This is a genomic window from Streptomyces sp. NPDC002886, assembly GCF_042888445.1.
GTDB lineage: Bacteria > Actinomycetota > Actinomycetes > Streptomycetales > Streptomycetaceae > Streptomyces.
Genome location: NZ_JBIAPV010000001.1, coordinates 1,180,150 through 1,198,041 on the forward strand (window position 1 = coordinate 1,180,150; position 17,892 = coordinate 1,198,041).

General features: G+C 73.1%; 16 protein-coding genes. 4 read left to right on the forward strand and 12 right to left on the reverse strand.

Translation table 11 applies throughout. The features are described from left to right. Window positions 1–69: 69 nt before the first annotated feature. Genes ACFYYB_RS05330 through ACFYYB_RS05340 form a run of 3 tightly spaced genes read right to left on the reverse strand, consistent with a single transcriptional unit; the run spans window position 70 to window position 3,161 of the window. Window positions 70–2,265 carry a hypothetical protein gene (locus ACFYYB_RS05330; RefSeq protein ID WP_389433293.1) on the reverse strand — a complete coding sequence of 732 codons (2,196 nt, stop codon included), beginning with the start codon at window positions 2,263–2,265 and terminating at the stop codon, window positions 70–72. 45 nt (window positions 2,266–2,310) lie between these two features. Then, the gene (locus tag ACFYYB_RS05335; RefSeq protein WP_389433294.1) at window positions 2,311–2,709 is read right to left on the reverse strand and encodes a PPOX class F420-dependent oxidoreductase; all 399 of its coding nucleotides are present in this window, start codon (window positions 2,707–2,709) and stop codon (window positions 2,311–2,313) included. Between the two features lie 23 nt (window positions 2,710–2,732). After that, window positions 2,733–3,161: a MarR family winged helix-turn-helix transcriptional regulator gene (locus ACFYYB_RS05340; RefSeq protein ID WP_389433295.1), complete on the reverse strand. Its 429-nt coding sequence runs from the start codon at window positions 3,159–3,161 to the stop codon at window positions 2,733–2,735. A 134-nt stretch (window positions 3,162–3,295) separates the two neighbouring features. Here ACFYYB_RS05340 and ACFYYB_RS05345 point away from each other — a divergent pair, with 134 nt between their 5' ends. Next, window positions 3,296–4,219 carry an MBL fold metallo-hydrolase gene (locus ACFYYB_RS05345; protein WP_389433296.1) on the forward strand — a complete coding sequence of 308 codons (924 nt, stop codon included), beginning with the start codon at window positions 3,296–3,298 and terminating at the stop codon, window positions 4,217–4,219. 9 nt (window positions 4,220–4,228) lie between these two features. Here the strand turns inward: ACFYYB_RS05345 and ACFYYB_RS05350 are convergent, their stop codons facing one another. After that, window positions 4,229–5,443 carry an alginate lyase family protein gene (locus ACFYYB_RS05350; RefSeq protein WP_389433297.1) on the reverse strand — a complete coding sequence of 405 codons (1,215 nt, stop codon included), beginning with the start codon at window positions 5,441–5,443 and terminating at the stop codon, window positions 4,229–4,231. A gap of 161 nt (window positions 5,444–5,604) precedes the next feature. Further along, the gene (locus ACFYYB_RS05355) at window positions 5,605–5,856 is read right to left on the reverse strand and encodes a helix-turn-helix domain-containing protein (RefSeq protein ID WP_266885146.1); all 252 of its coding nucleotides are present in this window, start codon (window positions 5,854–5,856) and stop codon (window positions 5,605–5,607) included. A gap of 64 nt (window positions 5,857–5,920) precedes the next feature. On the opposite strand from ACFYYB_RS05355, the gene map reads away from it, so the two are divergent. Then, entirely contained in the window at window positions 5,921–6,688 is a 768-nt protein-coding gene (map, locus tag ACFYYB_RS05360) for a type I methionyl aminopeptidase (RefSeq protein ID WP_389433298.1), read from the forward strand. A 37-nt stretch (window positions 6,689–6,725) separates the two neighbouring features. On the opposite strand, the gene ggt is transcribed toward map, so the two are convergent. Continuing rightward, window positions 6,726–8,525 (reverse strand): gamma-glutamyltransferase, encoded by a 1,800-nt coding sequence (gene ggt, locus ACFYYB_RS05365; RefSeq protein WP_389433299.1) that lies wholly within the window; start codon window positions 8,523–8,525, stop codon window positions 6,726–6,728. A gap of 101 nt (window positions 8,526–8,626) precedes the next feature. On the opposite strand from ggt, the gene ACFYYB_RS05370 reads away from it, so the two are divergent. Continuing rightward, on the forward strand, window positions 8,627–9,352 hold the full coding sequence (locus tag ACFYYB_RS05370; protein ID WP_389433300.1) for a hypothetical protein: 726 nt from the start codon (window positions 8,627–8,629) through the stop codon (window positions 9,350–9,352). Here ACFYYB_RS05370 and ACFYYB_RS05375 read toward each other — a convergent pair. The 6 genes from ACFYYB_RS05375 to ACFYYB_RS05400 all read right to left on the reverse strand — a co-directional run bounded on the left by ACFYYB_RS05375 (window position 9,312) and on the right by ACFYYB_RS05400 (window position 16,345). Then, window positions 9,312–10,568, reverse strand: coding sequence for a cytochrome P450 (locus ACFYYB_RS05375; RefSeq protein WP_389433301.1), 1,257 nt, complete (start codon window positions 10,566–10,568; stop codon window positions 9,312–9,314). The two genes, ACFYYB_RS05370 and ACFYYB_RS05375, sit on opposite strands and share 41 nt — an antisense overlap. Before the next feature lie 121 nt (window positions 10,569–10,689). Further along, a complete protein-coding gene (locus tag ACFYYB_RS05380) occupies window positions 10,690–11,247 on the reverse strand; it encodes a hypothetical protein (protein WP_389433302.1) in 558 nt (185 codons plus the stop codon). Next, window positions 11,244–12,692, reverse strand: a complete 1,449-nt coding sequence (locus tag ACFYYB_RS05385; RefSeq protein WP_389433303.1) for an ATP-binding protein — start codon at window positions 12,690–12,692, stop codon at window positions 11,244–11,246. The genes ACFYYB_RS05380 and ACFYYB_RS05385 overlap by 4 nt, the downstream gene beginning before the upstream one ends. A 9-nt stretch (window positions 12,693–12,701) precedes the next feature. Continuing rightward, complete coding sequence (locus ACFYYB_RS05390) at window positions 12,702–13,385, reverse strand: response regulator (protein ID WP_389433304.1); 684 nt, start codon at window positions 13,383–13,385, stop codon at window positions 12,702–12,704. A gap of 75 nt (window positions 13,386–13,460) precedes the next feature. Next, a complete protein-coding gene (gene murJ, locus ACFYYB_RS05395) occupies window positions 13,461–15,173 on the reverse strand; it encodes a murein biosynthesis integral membrane protein MurJ (RefSeq protein ID WP_389433305.1) in 1,713 nt (570 codons plus the stop codon). After that, on the reverse strand, window positions 15,170–16,345 hold the full coding sequence (locus ACFYYB_RS05400; RefSeq protein WP_389433306.1) for a lipid II:glycine glycyltransferase FemX: 1,176 nt from the start codon (window positions 16,343–16,345) through the stop codon (window positions 15,170–15,172). Before ACFYYB_RS05400 ends, murJ begins: the two co-directional genes overlap by 4 nt. Window positions 16,346–16,580: 235 nt before the next feature. Between ACFYYB_RS05400 and ACFYYB_RS05405 the strand changes: the two genes are divergently transcribed. Then, window positions 16,581–17,795 (forward strand): Ig-like domain-containing protein, encoded by a 1,215-nt coding sequence (locus tag ACFYYB_RS05405; RefSeq protein ID WP_389433307.1) that lies wholly within the window; start codon window positions 16,581–16,583, stop codon window positions 17,793–17,795. Window positions 17,796–17,892: the final 97 nt, after the last annotated feature.

Sequence of the window (17,892 nt, forward strand, 5' to 3'; positions counted from 1 at the left end):
ACCGCGTTGCGCGGTTGGAGTAGTGGATCACCAAACGCAGGAGTTACGTCGGCACGTGGTCGTTTCCGGTCAGGCGACGGGCAGATTCGCGACTCGAAGGGCGTGCAACAGGTCGCGGTGATGAGCCCCCGAGAGGGCTTCGGCGGCGCGGATCAGCCGGGGCGCGAACCATCGGGGGTCACGGCGGGCGAGCCGGGCCGACTCCTCGGCGGTGCGGACCCGGACGAAGGCGGCGAGCAGGGCGTCGGCCTCCGGGGTGTGGCCGCCCTCGGCGAGCACGAGGGCCGCCTCGGCGATCTCGGCCGCCGGGCGGGCGGCGCCCTGGCGCAGCAGGGCCTCGCGGTCGGCCGGCCCGAGCGCGGCGGCGGCCGCGGCGAAGCGGGCGGGCGGCAGCGAGGCCGCCTCCCAGAGCAGGCTGGCCCAGTCCGCGGCCAGCCCGGCCCGCCCCAGTTCCTCCCCGAGCCGCACCAGCTGCTCGGCGGGCCCTGCGGCGGCCTCGCAGAGCAGGGCGTGCGCCTCCCCGCTCCGCCCCTGCGCCCGCAGGGCCACGAGCCCCTCCACGAAGCCACGGGGCACCCCGCCCCACTGGGCGGGCCCGCCGTGCGGGCTGCCGCCCGGGGCGGAGCCACCGGACACGCCCTGCGGACCGGCGGCGGAGGCCTGCCACGGGGCGGGCGCGCCGTGCGGGTCGGCGGCAGAGGTCGAGGCGTCCCACACCCCGGCGCCACCGTGCGGGCCGGCGGCAGTGGGCGGCGCGGGCCAGTGGGTGGAGCCGTCGGGGGCGCGGTCCGGCCACGGATCGGGCTCGCCCTGCGGATGCGGCCGGGGGCCCGAGCCGGAGGCCGAAGCCCAGCCGGGTGCGGGAGCCCTGCCGGGCGCAGGGTCGCTGCCGGGGGCGGGGCCGCTGCCTGGCGCGGGGTCGTGCCCCGTGCTCCAAGCCGGGGTGGTGGGCCGGCGGTCGCCTTGGCCCGTGGAATCGGAGTCGGAGTCGCCGTCCGGCCAGGCGGCAGCCGGGCTCCAGGCCGCCTCCGGCTGCGCGGCTGCGGGTTGTCCACCCGTCGGCCCGGATCCGGCGTGGCCGCCCTCGCCCGCGGCGGCGGACGGATGTCCGGAGAGCGGGCCTTCGGAGCCCGCGTGCGGGGCGGCGTGCCCCGACCCCGGTTCCCCCGCCGAGGCCGGCTCGCCCGAGGCGCGGGTGGGCCGCCCGAAGCGGGCGCCGCGCAGGGGCGGGGTGGACGAAGGGTGCCCCGGGGGCACTGTGACGACCTCGGCTTCGGGCATCGCCGCCCCCGCGTACCGGGCCCCGCCGCTACGCCGCGCACCGCGCAGCCACCGCCCCTCGGCCCGCCCGACCGGCTCCCCCACCGTTGTCGGCACCGGACCCGATGCCGCGCCGGATGCCGGGGTGGACGTCGGGGCGGATTCCGCGCCCGCCGCCCGGATCCCTGTCGCATCCGAAGCCGCGTCCCGCGCCCGGCCCGGTACAGCGCCCGCAGCCCCGCCCGACACCCGGCCCGAGGCAGGGCCCGGCCCAGCGCCCGGTACAGCACCCGCGGCCCCGCCCTGCGCATGCGCCGGCCCCCCGGACCCTTCCGCATCCCGCGAACCCGGCCGCGCGTCGGCGCCCCGCGGGCCCGGCCACGCACCGGCGGGCACCACTCCCGGGGACGGCGCGGCGCGCTGTGCGGGCACCGAGTTCAGGGGCTCCGGCCGCGCCTGCGCCGGGTGTCCGGGCCAGTCGCCCTCCGGGCGCACGGCGGTCCCCGGGGCCACCGCCTCCAGGCGGGCCGTCAGGTCATCGTGGCGGGCCGCCGCGCGGGCGGCGTCGTCGCGGATCCAGGAGAGTTCCCGGGACAGGGCCTGCGCCTGCGCCGGGTCCGCCGTTTCCGCGAGCAGCGCCGACAGCACGCGCAGGCCCTCCCGGGCCTGGGCCCGCTGTTCCGCGGCCGAGGCGAGCAGCGTGCGCAGTTCCTCCACGCCGCCCGGCAGCCGGTCCCAGATCCCGACGGCGGCGGCCCGCAGACCGGCCGCGTACTGCGTCTCCCGGGCGAGCGCGGTCGCGCCCGTCGATGCGGCCAAGTCGCCGAGCAGTGACTCCAGTACGTCCCAGGGCGGCATCGCGGCCCCGTCCAGACAGGCCCGCATCCCCTGCGGGTCCCGCCGCAGGAACTCTCCGTACCAGCCCGCCCCGGGATCCAGTCGCTGCGTCAACCCCCGCATGTATCCGGAGAGTTGTCCGATCACCTGCGAAGTCGCGGTCTCCATCCCCGCATTGGATCCCACCCGTGTTACGGGCGGGCTACAGGAGTCTCAAAGGTTGACGGCGGGCGGGGCAAGCCTGACCGCGATCGCGATGTGCGGCCGCCCGCGCCGGACGATCGCGGCCGGCACGTCCAGCATCCAGAACTGCCACGTGTACTTGCGTCCCATCAGCTTTCGCACCCGCGTGAGCCCGGCCGCGTCCAGCAGCCGCGCCTCACCCTCGGCGACCGTGGCGCCTTCGGCCACCCGCCCGCGCACGTCGCAGGCCACGACCGTGACCCGCCCGTCGTTGCGGATCCGCTTCACCTTCCACGCGTCGTCGCGCGTCCACACGTACAGCTCTTCGCCGTCCGCCACCGCCCACACCGGCGTGGCCACCGCCGTGCCGTTCTTGCGGAAGGTGGTGAGACTGACGTACCTCGCTCTGCCCAGCTCCTCGATCGTCATGCGCCCGACCCTACGCGGCCCGGTCAGCGGGAGGTGACGGCTCGTTCCAGCAGGCTCTTGAGCAGGCCCTGCTCCTCCGGGGCGAGCCCGGACACCGGCGAGTCCACGGAGAGGAGGTCGAGGAGCCGGGTGCGCAGGGCGGCGCCCTCGGGTGTGAGGACGAGCTGCTTGGCACGGCGGTCGGTGGGGTGCGGATGCCGCTCGATCAGGAGCAGCTTCTCCAGTTTGTCCACGACGAAGGTGGCATTGGAGGGCTCGCAGCTCATGCGCTCGGCGAGCTCGCGCATGGCCATCGGCCCGCTCATCTCCCGCAGCGCGGTGGCCTGGGACGCGGTGAGACCCAGAGTGGCGGCGCGCTCCCGCACGTGCTCGGCGATCCGGTGGGCCAGCCCGTCCACCAGCCCGCACAGCTGCCGCTCGGCGATGGCCTGGTGCTCGGGAGGTGTCGTCATGGCCCCAGTTTAACAAGTCCCTCAAGCCAGAATATTTACAACTTGAATGATTCAAACTTGATGTTTATGGTTGGCCTCACCGCTCCGGCAGACCGGCCGACGGAAACCTGGCGATCCCTCACGAAGGAGCTCCGATGCCCGACTTGACGACCACGACCACGACCACGACCACGACCACGACAGCGACCCGCGAAGAACGCCTGCACCGCCCCTCGGGAATCCGCTCGCTGCGGCTGGGCGACACGAAGGTCTCCTACGTACCCGACGGCGACGTACGGCTGCGGCCGCTGCCCCTGCTCCCGGACACCACCGACGAGGTGTGGAGCGCCCACCCGGAGTACCTGGACCCCGCGGGCCACCTCGTGGCGAGCGTCGGCGCCCTCCTGGTGCAGCACGGCGGGCGGGCGCTGCTGATCGACGCGGGCTTCGGACCGCAGACGCACCGCGCCCCGGACGGCCCCGTCGCCGCGATCCACGGGGGCACGCTCCCGGACTCCCTGGCCGAACTCGGCCTCGCCCCCGGGGACATCGAGGCGGTGGCCTTCACGCACCTCCACTCCGACCACATCGGCTGGGCCGTCCACCCCGCCCCCGGCGAGGTCGAGCCCCTCTTCTCCCGCGCCGAGTACCTGATCGCCGCGCCCGAGTGGGACCGGCTCGACCTCCTCGCGGCGGAGGGTACGGCCGAGCGGGTCGCGGCCCTCGCACCGCGCGTGAGCACGCTTGCCGACGGACAGGAAATCTTCCCCGGGGTCCACGTGCGGATCACCCCCGGCCACACCGTCGGGCACGCCGAATACGTCATCACCGGGGGCGGCCGGCGCCTGATCGCCTTCGGCGACGCCGTGCATTCGCCGATCCAGATCGACCACCCCGACTGGTCCTCGGCCTTCGACCACGACCTCGCCCGGACCGCCGCCCACCGCCGCCGGCTCGTGGCCGAACTGGCGGAGCCGGGCACCATCGGCTTCGGCGGCCACTTCGCCGACGTGGTCTTCGGGCAGGTGCGGCAGGACGGGGAGGCGGACGGTCCGGCCTGGCGCCCCGTCGACGCGTAGCCCGGCCGGCTACCCCCGCACCGCCTCCCCGTGGGTGAGGGTCTCCCACGCCACGAACAGGTCGTCCGTCCCGGCCGGCCGGGTCTTCTCGACCAGCTCGCGGGTGTACGGGAGTTTCGCTCCGGTCCGCACCGCGTAGTGCTGAAGGGCGACTTCCAGGTCGGGTCCCATCGTGCGCTCGAGCTTGCCGCCGCACAGCCATCCGGGAGCCTCGGCCCCCAGCTGGTACTTCGCGTGGAACTCCAGTGCCGCCCGGAGCCGCTCGCCCTGCTCCCCGTACAGGTCGACGCCCTGGTGCCAGGCCGTCTCCGCGATGTGCGCGGACGCCGCGAGCGCGTAGCCGACGTGCATCAGGTTGCGACAGGTCTCCTGGGCGACACCGTCCACGTACGTCCCCTGGCCGAACCAGTACGCCGTCACCTTGTCCGGCGAGTCGATGGCGGTGCGCGGCGGGGGCAGCGGGTGCGCGCCGTCCCGCTTGAGGTAGAAGTACGCCGGGACCCGCTCCCGGAACCGCTCCAGGGACTCCTGGAAGACGGCCCGGTCCTCCAGGAACACCGAAATGCCCAGGGCGGCGTCCGTCATCGCCAGCTCCCAGTTGCCGTTGTACGCCGGCACCTGCGCGCGGACGGCCGGGAGGTAGGCCGTGCGCAGCATCTCCTTGAAGCGGGCGACCCGCCCCTCCCCCCAGCTCGGATAGTCGGCGTGGACGATCTCGGCGGCGCGCGCCCAGGTGGAGCCGGACCAGGCGGCCTGGAGGCCGGCGTTGTCCTCGGCGTGACGTTTCATCACGGCGGACCAGCCGTCCATGATCTGCACGGCCTTGCGGGCGTGGGAGGCTTTGCCGTTCACGGACCACAACAGGGCGTGGGTGTACGCGGCGATCGCGTCCTGCCGTTCGTCGAGGCAGGACTGCGGCCCCGAGTTGAAGGGGCAGGGCACCACGTCGGCCGGGTGGGGCTGGTAGTCGAGGGAGGCGTAGCGGCTCTTCAGGAGCGCCCGGTACGCCGAATTCCAGGGCTCCTTGCCGGCCGCGACCATCTGCTTCGCGTGCTGGAGCCGGGTGTGGCTGACGACGACGCCCGGGTGGCGGAAGACCACGTCGCCCGGGTCCCCGGCGTGGGCCCGGCCCTCGGGAACGGCGCATGCCGCGAGCAGCAGGCCGCCCGCGAGGAGGGCGCCCACGAGTCCGAGGCCGAGTCGCTTGGATGTGGATGCGTTCATGTCTGACACGCCTTCACGCTTGCCCCGCGCCCCGGTCCTCCCACCGCCGATTGAGCCGTTCGGCCCGCCGGGCCCGCTCTAACGGCACGCCGGAGGGAGGGTCCGGCGGCCGAACGGCCGCCACCCGCCCGCCCGCTGCACCCGACCGGTCTCCCGGACCCCTACACGGGCACGAGGGCGCAGCGCCGCATCACTTCGTCCAGCGAGAGCCCCAGGGCCCCCGCCAGGGCGGCGACGGTGAAGAAGGCCGGGGTCGGGGCCCGGCCGGTCTCGATCTTGCGGAGGGTTTCGGCGGAGAGCCCGGCACTGGCCGCGATCTCGACCATGCTGCGGCCGCCGCGGGCCGTGCGCAACAGGGCGCCGAGCCGCTCGCCGCGCTCGCGCTCTTCGGGGGTGAGGGGGGTACGGACCATGCCCTCATCCTACCCCGGAACCCAATAAGTATCCCGTTACAGTTATACCGGTATAGTTATTGGCATGGTGGAACTGAAGACAGACCGATCGATCGACCAGATGCGCGCCGCGGGCCGCGTCGTCGCCCACGCCCTCGCCGCCGTCCGGGACCGGGCCGCCGTGGGGGTCTCCCTGCTGGAGCTCGACCTGGCGGCGCGCGAGGTGCTCCGCGAGGCCGGCGCGAGCTCGCCCTTCCTGGGCTACCGGCCGCGGTTCGCCCCGGTGCCCTTCCCCGCCGTGATCTGCGCCTCCGTCAACGACGCGATCGTGCACGGCATCCCCGACGACTACCGGCTCCGCGACGGCGACCTGGTCAGCATCGACTGCGGCGCGAAACTGGACGGCTGGGTCGGCGACGCCGCCGTCAGCTTCACGGTGGGCCGGGCCCGCCCCGCCGACCTGCGGCTCATCTCGACCGCCGAGGCCGCCCTCGCGGCGGGCATCGCCGCCGCCCGGCCCGGCAACCGCGTCGGCGACATCGCCCACGCCATCGGCACCGTCTGCCGCAAGGCCGGGTACGGCATCCCCGACGGCTTCGGCGGCCACGGCGTCGGACGCTCCATGCACGAGGAGCCGGGCGTGCCCAACGAGGGCCCGGCAGGACAGGGTACGAAGCTGCGCGCCGGCATGGTCATCGCGATCGAGCCCATGCTTGTCGCGGGCGGTACGGACGACTACGCCTGCGACCCGGACGGCTGGACCCTGCGGACCGTGGACGGCAGCCGCGCCGCGCACGCCGAGCACACGGTCGCGATCACCGCCGCCGGTCCGAGGATCCTCACCGCCCCGTAAGGCCTACCGCCGCCCGGGGCCTACCGCTTCTCAGGGCCTACGGCCTCCCGTACGGATACACCACCATCGCCGAGCCTCCGCCCCGCCGGCTCGTCTCGGCCGCGGCCAGCCACCGCCCGTCGGGCAGCCGCTGGACCCCGGTGGCCGCACCGATCTCCGGGTTCTGCCGGAAGCCCTGGCCGAGGGCCGCCAGCTCCGCCCGGACCGGACTGTTCCACAGCTCCGGCTCCAGCTCGGTGGTGGTCTGGTTGCGCTGGCTGGCCCGCGGCGCCGCGATGGCCTCGACCAGCGGCAGCCCGCGGTCCAGGTGCTCGGTCAGGGTCTGGAGCACCGTGGTGATGATGGTCGCCCCGCCCGGGGAACCCAGCGCCAGCACCGGGCGCCCGTTCTCCAGCACGATGGTCGGGGACATCGACGAGCGCGGCCGCTTGCCCGGGCCCGGCAGGTTGGGGTCGGGGACGCCGGGCGCCGCCGGGGCGAAGGAGAAGTCGGTCAGCTCGTTGTTGAGCAGGAAGCCGCGCCCCGGGACGGTGATGGCGCTGCCGCCGGTCGACTCGATGGTCAGCGTGTAGGAGACCACGTTGCCCCAGCGGTCGGCGACCGTCAGGTGCGTGGTGTTCTCCCCCTCGTACGTGGTCGGGGCGGCCTGCCCGGAGCCGCCGCAGGCGACCGGGTTTCGGGGGTCGCCCGGAGCCAGCGGACTGGTCAGCGCCTTGGCCGGGTCGATGAGGCAGCCGCGCGTGTCCGCGTAGGCCTGCGAGAGCAGCTCCTTCGTGGGCACCTCCTCGGCGGCCGGGTCGCCGACCCAGCGGCCCCGGTCGGCGAAGGAGATCCGGGAGGCCTCGATGAAGCGGTGCAGGTACTGGGCTTCGGTGAGCTCACCGAGGTCGGTGCGTTCCAGGATGTTCAGCGCCTCGCCGACGGTGGTCCCGCCGGAGGAGGACGGGGCCATGCTGTACACGTCCAGGCCCCGGTACCCGACGCGGGTCGGGTCCTGCCGCTTGGTCGCGTACGCCCGCAGGTCCCCGGTGGTCAGATCGCCGGAGCGGACCACCCGGGTGGCGTCCGGGTCCACCGGGGGCGTGCGCACGGCCCGGACGATGTCCTCGGCCAGCCGGCCCCGGTAGAGCGCGCCCGCGCCCTTGCGGCCGAGCTCGGCGTACGTGTCGGCCAGGTCGGGGTTCTTGAAGGTGGAGCCGACCACCGGCAGGGCGCCGCCGGGCAGGAAGAGCTGGCGCGTGTCGGGGAAGTCCCTGAACCGGGCCTCGTTCAGCTCGGTCTGGGACCGGAAGGTGCTGTCCACGGTGAAGCCCCGGCGGGCCAGTCTCTCGGCGGGCTTGAGCAGTTGGCCCAGGGGAAGGGTGCCCCAGGTCTCCAGCGCGCTCTGCCAGGTCGCCGGGGTACCGGGGACTCCGACGCCGCGGCCGCTGGTCTGGCCCTCGGCGAAGGGGATCGGCTTGCCGTTCTCCTGGAACAGCCCGGCGGTGGCCGTCGCCGGGGCGGTCTCGCGGCCGTCGATGGTGCTGACCCGGCGGGACCGGGCGTCGTAGTACACGAAGTACCCGCCCCCGCCGATGCCGGCGGAGTACGGCTCGGTGACCCCGAGCGCGGCGGCCGTCGCGACGGCGGCGTCCACGGCGTTGCCGCCGTTGCGCAGGACGGCGATGCCGACCGCGCTGGCATCGGCGTCGACGCTGGCGACGGCCCCGCCGTAGCCGGCGGCCACCGGGACCTTCTGCGGGGTGGCGCTCCGCGACGGAGGGGCACCCGCCCCGGTCGAGACGAGCGCCCCGGCGAGCGCGAGAAGCGCTAAGTGACGTGCGGCGGGACCACGCATTCGGTTCCTCCAGTCGACTGCCTGCCAGACCTTGGAGCGGCAGCGTAACTTCCCCGCACCCAAAGCGTCATGACGGCGGCGTGACGGCTACGATCCGCCGCATGAATGAGGACGTCCGCAACATCGTGCTCGGGGTGATCGCGACCGCCTTCAGCGGAGGGTTCGGATGGTTCACCCGAACCTATCTGTGGCGCCGCGCGCTGCGCCGCAAGCAGGCCTTCTTCGGGCTGCCGACCGGCTCGGACTGCCTGTTCGTGGTCAACCGGCAGATGGGCGGCACCGATTCCTCCCTGCACCGTAACGACGCCTTCGCCCTGCTGGAGATATCCGCCCTAATCAAGGACTGCGGGGCGAACGTGCAGATCGTCAGCCACGACGGAGCACGTCAGGGCTTCGGCGAGCGGGCCGAGTTCTGCGTGGGCGGGCCCTCGTCCAACGCCCGGACCACGGCCCATCTGGCCTCCATGCTCCCCGGGGTGCGGATCATCGTCTCCAGCGAGCCGGTTCCGGACCGCGGGGCCATCACCGTCGGCGGGGAGACCTACCGCTGGGTCAAGGGCCTCACCGAGTACGTGCTGCTGGCGCGGCTGACGACCGGGCGGGGGTCCCGGCCGGTGTTCCTGCTGTGCGGGCAGACCGCCATCAGCAACCAGGCCGCGGCCCGCTACCTGGCGCGGAACCAGCGGAAGTTGACCGAATCCTACGGCGACGACTCCTTCTGCCTCCTCCTCAAGGTGATCAACTCCGATGCCTACGGCCCCGATGTGACGGAACTGGTCGCCGACGTCACCGGCCCGGCCCGGACACCCGCAGCGGCAGCCGTGTGATCCCGTTGATGAAGTTCGACACCAACCGGCGTGGCGCCCCCGCCAGTTCCGGTACCGGCATGCCGGCGGCCCACTCCTCGTAGAGCACGCGCAGCTGGAGCCGCGCGAAATGGGCGCCCAGGCACACGTGCGGGCCGTCCCCGAAGGAGACGTGCGGGTTCGGTGCGCGACCGAGGTCGAGGCGGCCGGGGTCGGTGAAGACGCGCTCGTCGTGGTTGGCGGAGGCGTGGAAGACCACCACCTTGTCCCCGGCCCGGATCCGCCGTCCGGCGAGCTCGGTGTCGGCGGCCGCGGTGCGGCGGAAGCTCAGCACCGGCGGGTGCACGCGCAGGAGTTCCTCGACGGCCCGGTCCGGCGGGACCCGTCCGTCGGCGAGTGCGGCGTAGGCGTCCGGGTCGCGGGCCAGGGCGAGCAGGCCGCCGGGCGCGGCGCTGCGCACGGTGTCGTTGCCCGCGACGGTGAGCAGGAAGAAGAACATCTCCAGCTCCGCGTCCTGAAGCCCGGCGAGCGCGAGGGCGGTCATCACGTCGTCGCCGGGGTGGGCCCTTTTGTACGCGGCCAGTTCGCGGGCGTACCCGAACATCTCCCCCAGCAGCGCCGGCGAGCGCGGGTTCAGCGGCTTCCCGTCCGGGCCGAGCACCGGCGCCGGCGCGTCCTCGGGGTCCTGGTACCCGATGATCCGTACGGTCCACTCCAGCAGCAGCCCCCGGTCGGCGGCCGGGACGCCCAGCAGGTCGGTGAGGTTCAGCAGGGCGTACTCGTCGGTGACGGTGCGCACCAGGTCGGCGACCCCGTCCTCGGCGCCGTCGCGGGCGGCGCGCAGCAGCGTACGGGCGCGGCCCCGGACCCGGGCGGCGAAGGCGTCGACGCGGGCCGGGGTGAAGGCGCGGGCCACGGTCCGGCGCAGGGTCCCGTGCTCGGGGGGATCCTGGTTGAGCATGGTGCGCCGCAGGAACGGCAGGTCGGCCGGGTCGGGGTCGCGGATCTGGGTGGCGCCCAGGTGCGAGGAGTACGTGCGGTGGTCGCGCAGCACCCGGACCACGTCGGCGTGCCGGGTGACGGCCCAGAAGCCGGGGCCGGCGGGCCAGCCGAGCACCTCCGGCTCCTCCTGCCGGGCCACCGGGTGGTGGTCCCGCAGCAGGCGGTAGCGCTCGTACGGGACGCCTTCGGCGTAGAGGCGCGGGTCGAAGACGTCGGGGGCCGGTCCTTGGTCCATGCGCCACACGGTGACGGGGAGCGGCCCGGCCCGCAAGGGGGCTCCGCCACCCGTGTCCGCCGTGCGCGACGGGCGGGCGGAAGGGTTCGCGGACCGCGACGGCGCGCGGCCGGGCCGGACCTCAGCCGCTCTGGTCCGCGGCGATCCCCGGCCGGGTTTCGCACACGGCGCGCCGTTCCTTCGACTCGGTGCCGATGAAGAGGATCTCGGGGGCCGGGGTGGTGTGCGCCGCCGCGAGGGCCGTGCACGCCAGCTGGCGCATCGCCGCGCCGGACAGCGGCTCGACCGCGATGGGCACCACGACGCGCAGGGTCTTCCCGTCGCCGTCGGACTTGACGGCCGCCCTGACGTAGCCCATGCCGTCCGCGGACTTGCCCGGCGGCACCGGGATCTCGGTGGTCAGACCGGCCTCCCGCGCGGCCTCGGGCGGCCCCTCCAGGAGGAGCCCGATCGTGAAGCCGAGGTCCGGCCACCGCATCCGGTCGGAGACCGGGACCGGGACGAGCGCGCCGTCGGGCGCGATGAAGTACAGCAGGCCCGGGTCCGTCGCGGTGGCCAGTTTCACGGTCCCGGCGCGGCCGCTCTCGACGACGCCGGTGGTGGCGATGCCGCAGCCGCCGGCGAGCAGCAGCGGGACGGTCAGCGCGGCCGCGACCGCGGCCCTGCGCACCCGGCTCATACGCGGGCCTCCAACGGCATGTCGAGGGTGAAGAGCGCACCGCCGTCGGGGCCGTTGGCCGCGCGCAGGGTGCCGCCGTGCAGGCGGACGTTCTCCAGGGTGATGGCCAGGCCCAGGCCGCTGCCCGTGGAGCGGGTGCGGGCGGCGTCGGCCTTGAAGAACCGGTCGAAGATGTGCGGCAGCACCTCGGGGGCGATGCCGGGCCCGCTGTCGGCGACCTCGACGACCAGCCGTTCTCCCTCCGGCCCGGTCGCGGTGCGGACCACGACGCGGACCGGGGTCCCGCCGTGCTTGAGGGCGTTGCCCACGAGGTTGGCGAGGACCACGTCGAAGCGGCGCGGGTCGAGCCGGGCGCGGACGTCCGGGGGCAGGTCGGTGGTGACCCGCCCGTCGGTCCAGTGGCGGCGTTCCAGGGTCTTGGTGACGGCCTCGGCGACGTCGACGTCGTCGAGGTTGAGCTCGGCGGCGCGGGCGTCGAAGCGGGAGATCTCCATGAGGTCCTCGACGAGCACGGCCAGTTTCCCGGTCTCGGCGCTGATCAGGCGCAGCGCCTTGGCGGTGTCGGCGTCGAGGTCCTCGGCGCCTTCGTCGAGCACCTCGGTGACGGCGAGCATCCCGGCGAGCGGGGTGCGCAGTTCGTGGGAGACGTCGGCGGCGAAGCGGCGGGCGCGGGCCTCGGCCTCCCGGAGTTCACTGACCGAGTGTTCGAGGGCGCGGGCCGTCTCGTTGAAGGTGCGGGCGAGTCCGGCGAGTTCGTCGGCTCCGCGCACCTCGATCCGGGTGTCGAGCCGGCCGCGTCCCAGCCGCTGCGCGGCCTTGCGCATGTCCCGTACGGGCCTCAGGACGCTGCGGGCGGCGAGCAGCGCGGGGATCAGGGCGATCGCCAGACCCGGTACCGCGCCCATGCGGGCGGCGGCGACCAGGGCTTCGACGGTGGTCTGCTCGCTGTCCAGGGGCACGACGGCGTAGAAGACGGCGCCGGTGCTCTCGTAGTCCTCGCCGTACTTGAAGACGGCGGGCATGCCGATGACGAGGGAGAGGTTGCCGTTGCGGTCCTGCGTGCGCTGGAAGGCCCCGTGCGGATGGGCGGTCACCTGGCCGCGGAGCTGATCCGTCACGGTGGGCGAGGTGGTCGCGCCGCCCTGGTTGGAGGTCGCGCGGAGCTTTCCGTACTCCCCGTAGACGATCCAGGGGTGCGGCTGGCCGCGTTTGCCCAGTTCCCCGACGAGGCGCTGGAGTTCCGCCTGCCCCACGGGCAGTTGGGTGGTCTGGGAGTCGACCAGGTCGCGCAGGGTGCTGACGGCGGTGTCCTGGCTCTGCTTGAGGATCGCGTTGCGGGCCTGCTGGTAGGTGAGCGCGGCCGTGCTCACCGCGCAGATGGCGGCGACCAGCAGGAAGGCGGCGATCAGCCGGGTGCGCAGGCCCAGCGGTGCGAAACGTCTCATGCGCGCCGCTTACAGCGGGCCGAAGCGGTAGCCGAAGCCGCGCACGGTCTGTATGTAGCGGGGGGCGCCGTCGGGGTTCTCGATCTTGTGGCGCAGGCGGCGTACGCAGGCGTCCACCAGCCGGGCGTCGGCGTGGTAGCTGTGCTCCCACACGTATTCGAGGAGCTGCTGGCGGGAGAAGACCTGCTCGGGCGAGGCCGACAGGTGCAGCAGGAGTTTGATCTCGCTGGGGGCCAGGGGGAGGCGTTCGCCGTTCCTGGCGACGGTGAGCCCGGCGCGGTCGACGGCCAGCTCCCCGTGGAACTCCACGTCGGGGCGGCCGCCCGCGGGCTCGCTGAGGCGGCGCAGCACGGCCTTGATGCGGGCCTCGATGACCTCGGTGCGGGCGGGTTTGACGATGTAGTCGTCGGCGCCGGCCTCCAGGCCGACGACTATGTCGAAGTCGTCCCCGCGCGCGGTGAGCATGATGATCGGGACCTGACTGGTCTCGCGGATCCGGCGGCAGACCTGGACGCCGTTGATGCCGGGCAGCATGAGGTCGAGCAGGACGAGCTCGGGGTGGAAGCTCGCCATGAGGTCGAGTCCGGCCTCGCCGGTCTCCGCGGCGCTCACGTCGTGGCCCCTGCGGCGCAGGCCGAGACCCACGCCCTCCCTGATGGAAGGGTCGTCCTCGATCAGCAGTACGCGTGGCATCGGGTCAGTATTCCAGGGTCGTAGATCGGTCCCCTCCCGCTTTCGGCCGATATGGGCGACCGAAAACCGGGCCGGTCAGCGACCGGTTCTGCGCCGCACGGAGGCCAGCAGGTCGGTGATCTCCGTGATCCGCAGGGGGCGGGCAAGGAGTACGACGACGAGGACGATCACCACGGTTCCCGCCGCGGCCCCGGTGATGTTCCCGAGCATTCCGGGGAGGTCCGCGAACCGGTCGGCCGAGCGCGCGGCCGCGTACCCGGCGACGGCCGCCGGGGCGCAGGCGGCGCCGAGCCGCAGGTGGGTCCGTGCGGCGGTGCTCCGGCGTTCCGTACGGGTCCCCGCGCGCGGGCCGAGCCGCCGGGACAGGACGTACGCGGTGACGGCCGCGCCCGCCACGTAGGCGATCGAGCAGGCCGCGGCCATGCCGGTGACCGCCCAGCGCGGCGGCAGCAGCAGGTACGCGGCGGCCGAGAGCCCGGCGTTGAGTGCGGCGATGGTCAGGTTGAGGAAGAAGGGGGTCCGGGTGTCGGAGAGGGCGTAGAAGCCGCGGGAGAGCACGTACTGCGCGGAGTAGGCGACGAGGCCCGGTGCGAAGGCGGCGAGCATGCCGGCCATGACGGCCACGTCGGAGGCGCCGGTGCGGCCGTGCTCGAAGACGGCGCCCATCACCCAGGGGGCGAGGGCGGCGTAGAGCGCGGCGGCGGGGACGATCAGGGCCCCGGTGGAGCGCAGCGCGTAGGAGACGTCCTTGCGCACGGCCGCGAGGTCGCCGTCGGTGGCGGCGGCGCTCATCCGGGGCATGAGGGCGGTGACCAGGGAGACGGTGACGATGCCCTGCGGGACCATCCACAGCAGGTAGGCGTTGCTGTAGGCGAGGTAGCCGGCGCCGCCCGCGACGCCCTCGGCGACGGCGTGCCGGCCGGTGGTGGTGGAGAGCCGGGTCACGACCCAGTACGCGATCTGGTTGGTCAGCACGAGCATGACGAGCCAGCCCGCGTTGCGCAGCGGGCGGGCCAGTCCGCTGCCGCGCCAGTCGAAGCGGGGGCGCCAGCGGAAGCGGGCGGCGCGCAACGAGGGGAACAGGCCGAGGGCCTGGACGACGATACCCGCGGTGGTGCCGATGCCCAGGAGCCGGGTGTCGGAGGCGCTCAGCGTCCCTCCCGAGCCGTGCGAGACGGTGAGGAAGAGCGCGAAGACGGCGATGACGACGAGGTTGTTGAGGACCGGGGTCCACATCATGGCGCCGAACCGGCCGCGGGCGTTGAGCACCTGCCCGAGCAGCGTGAACAGCCCGTAGAACAGGATCTGCGGCAGGCAGTACCGGGCCAGGGCCACGGTGGTGGACTCCTGGCCGCCGCTGTAGCCGGTGTACGCCGAGACGATCAGCGGGGCGGCCAGGACGGCGGCGGCGGTGAGGACCACCAGCGCGGCCGTGCAGGCGGTGAGCAGCCGGTCGGTGTAGGCGGCGCCGCCGTCGGCGTGCTCCTTGGCGGCGCGGACCAGCTCGGGCACGAAGACGGCGTTGAGGGCGCCGCCGATGAGCAGGATGTACAGGATGTTCGGGACGGTGTTGGCGACCGCGTAGCCGTCGCCGAGCAGCGTGGTGCCCAGCGCGGCGCCGATCACGGCGGAGCGGACGAAGCCGGTGGCCCGCGAGACGATCGAGCCGGCGGCCATGAGCGCGCCGCTGCGCAGCACCGAGGTCTTCTTCGGCGCCGCGCTGTCGGTCGCGGTCCCGGTCCCGGTTTCTGCAGGTGCGGCGGCCGCTCTGGGGTCTGCGAGGGTCACCGGCGGGCCATGTACGCCTGGAACGCCTTGTAGAGGGCCGTGTTGGCGCATCCGTCCATGGAGGTCTCCCACTCGCCGAGGGTTTCGACGACCTGCCCGCCGGTGCCGAGCTTCCAGCGCAGCAGCCCGAAGGAACGTTCGTCGGGGTCGAGGGTGGAGGGTACCCCGCGCATGTCGTATTCGTCCGCTCCGAGGGCATGTGCGTCACACATCATGCGCCACTGCAGGGCGTTGCTGGGGCGGACCTCGCGGCGGTGGTCCGCGGAGGCGCCGGTCTGGTACCAGACCCGGCTGCCGGCCACGATCATGGTGTGCGCTGCGAGGATCTCCCCCTGGTGAACGCCCAGGTAGAGGCGCATGCGGCCGGGCTCCTCGGCGTTGAGGACCTCGTACTGCTGCTGGTAGTACGCGAGCGAGCGGCCGAGGCGGAAGCCGTCGCGCTCCTCGGTGACGCGCAACAGCCGGTAGAACTCGGGCAGCTCGGCGGCGCTGCCGATGACCGTCTCGACGCCCGCCTTCGTGGCCTTGCGCACATTGCGCCGCCACTCCTGGTTCAGGCCCGACCACAGGTCGTCGAGGGTGCGCCCGGCGAGCGGGACGCGGAAGACGTGGCGGGGCTGGGCGTCGCCGTCGTCCTCGCCGCCGCAGCGCTTCCAGCCGCGGGTGCGCAGCCGGTCGGCGAGCGCGGCGCCGACCGGGTCGACCTCGGTGGCGAGCACGTCGGAGATCTGCCGGCCCGGGCCGGTGCCCGCCTTGGCGGCGGCCGCGTCCCAGCGGCGGTAGGCGGGGGTCGGGCCGATGCGGACGGCGAAGGCGCCGGAGGCCTTGAGGTGGCTCTTGAGAGGGGTCAGCCAGCGGTCGATGTCGGGGTCGGCCCAGTCCGCGACGGGCCCTTCGGGGAGGTAGGCGAAGTATTTGCGGGTGCCGGGGAATTGACGGTAGAGAACGAGTCCGGCCCCCTCTATTTCACCGCCGGGGTAGTGCCATCCGACCCTTTCCGATCGCCAAAGGTCCTTTACGCTGCCCCAGGACGGGTATTGGAGAAAGCTGGCCCGGCCGTGCCGGGAAAGGAATGACTGATATTCCGGAACGGACAGCGAGCGCACGGTGAGCTCCCTGTCCCGGCTTCGGGTCTGGTGCTGCGGGGTGGGGGTCACGAGCAGTGCACACACGGCTGACCGGCCTTCCTGTACGTCCTGTACGTCCTGTGCATCCACGTCGGTGGATGTACAGGACTCTCACAGGCGCCCGTGACCGCGGTGTTCGGCGATTGTGACCGGACGATGACCGTATCGCTGCGGTCCATGTCACATAGGAAATCCTGAAGTTTTCCTGATCTCCCGCAACCTAGAGTTGCCCCGTTCGCATCTTCTTTTGCGGACGATCATTACTTCGGAGGGGTTTTCGTTGAGCCGCACACGCCGGGTCTTCTCTGTACGCAGCCGCACCGCTCTGGCGGCCGGCACCGCCCTGCTGGCCGCCTCGCTGGCGGCCTGCGGTGGCGGTGGAGCCACGGCGGGTGGCGGAGCCAAGGCGGAGATGAAGGAGAAGCCGGCCATGGCGGTCTCGGTGAACCTCACCGGGGACCAGGTAAAGGCGGGGGCGCCGGTGACGGTGACCATCGCGGACGGGAAGCTCGCCTCGGTGAAGGTGACGGACGCCAAGGGCGGGGAGCTGCCCGGGCAGATATCCGACGACGGCAAGACCTGGACCTCTCAGGGCAACGCCCTGCCCTCGGCGGAGTACAAGGTCGAGGCCCAGAACACGGACAGCCAGAGCGCGACCACCACGTTCAAGACCTCGGCTCCCGACAAGGTGAACAAGGTCTCGATCAACATCTCCAAGGGCAGCACCGTGGGCGTGGCCATGCCGGTCTCGATCGTCTTCGACAACCCGGTGAAGAACAAGGCCGAGGTCGAGAAGCGGCTCAAGGTCACCACCTCGGACAACACCGTGGGTTCCTGGGGCTGGATCAAGGACTACTCGGGCCGGGACCGGGTGGACTGGCGCCCCCAGGAGTACTGGAAGTCCGGCACCGACGTGAAGGTCCAGATGAACCTGAACGGTGTCGACTCCGGCCCGGGCGGCGGGATGTTCGTGAAGGACTACAACACCGAGTTCAAGATCGGCAAGGACCGCCGGATGAAGGTGGACCTCAACTCCAAGCAGATGTCGGTCACCGAAGGCGGCCAGACCGTCGACACCATCCCGATCTCGGCCGGCACTCCGGGCGGCAAGAAGGCCTCCTGGGACGGGAAGATGGTCCTGATGGCGAAGGAGGGCACGATCCGGATGAACTCCGAGACCGTGGGTCTCGGCGACGCCTACGACAAGGACGTCGACTACTCGATCCGGCTGACCTGGTCGGGCATGTACGTGCACGCCGCGCCGTGGAACACCGCCAACTTCGGCCGCGCCAACACCAGTTCCGGCTGCGTGGGGATGAGCGACGCCAACGCCAAGGCCTTCTTCGCGGCGGCGCAGGTCGGCGACCCCTTCGAGGTCGTGGGTCAGGGCTCCAAGGGCAACCCGGACCCCGGCAACGGCTACGGCGAGTGGAACATGAGCTGGGAGCAGTGGCAGGCCAAGAGCGCCGCGACCGGCACCCCGCAGACCGGCTGACCCCTGCCGACTGACCATAGTTCAATCGTTACCGGCACGTAACTTACTCACGGGTTACTACCGGTAAGCCCCTCCCGTTACCGTCGGGTCACTTTGA

Coding starts and splice junctions, on each gene's coding strand:
- map (WP_389433298.1), top strand. CDS start 5,921: ATGGTGGAACTGAAGACAGACCGATCGATCGACCAGATGCGCGCCGCG.
- ACFYYB_RS05340 (WP_389433295.1), bottom strand. CDS start 3,161: ATGACGACACCTCCCGAGCACCAGGCCATCGCCGAGCGGCAGCTGTGC.
- ACFYYB_RS05370 (WP_389433300.1), top strand. CDS start 8,627: ATGAATGAGGACGTCCGCAACATCGTGCTCGGGGTGATCGCGACCGCC.
- ACFYYB_RS05335 (WP_389433294.1), bottom strand. CDS start 2,709: ATGACGATCGAGGAGCTGGGCAGAGCGAGGTACGTCAGTCTCACCACC.
- ggt (WP_389433299.1), bottom strand. CDS start 8,525: ATGCGTGGTCCCGCCGCACGTCACTTAGCGCTTCTCGCGCTCGCCGGG.
- ACFYYB_RS05390 (WP_389433304.1), bottom strand. CDS start 13,385: ATGCCACGCGTACTGCTGATCGAGGACGACCCTTCCATCAGGGAGGGC.
- ACFYYB_RS05330 (WP_389433293.1), bottom strand. CDS start 2,265: ATGGAGACCGCGACTTCGCAGGTGATCGGACAACTCTCCGGATACATG.
- ACFYYB_RS05350 (WP_389433297.1), bottom strand. CDS start 5,443: ATGAACGCATCCACATCCAAGCGACTCGGCCTCGGACTCGTGGGCGCC.
- ACFYYB_RS05385 (WP_389433303.1), bottom strand. CDS start 12,692: ATGAGACGTTTCGCACCGCTGGGCCTGCGCACCCGGCTGATCGCCGCC.
- ACFYYB_RS05380 (WP_389433302.1), bottom strand. CDS start 11,247: ATGAGCCGGGTGCGCAGGGCCGCGGTCGCGGCCGCGCTGACCGTCCCG.
- ACFYYB_RS05375 (WP_389433301.1), bottom strand. CDS start 10,568: ATGGACCAAGGACCGGCCCCCGACGTCTTCGACCCGCGCCTCTACGCC.
- ACFYYB_RS05345 (WP_389433296.1), top strand. CDS start 3,296: ATGCCCGACTTGACGACCACGACCACGACCACGACCACGACCACGACA.
- ACFYYB_RS05355 (WP_266885146.1), bottom strand. CDS start 5,856: ATGGTCCGTACCCCCCTCACCCCCGAAGAGCGCGAGCGCGGCGAGCGG.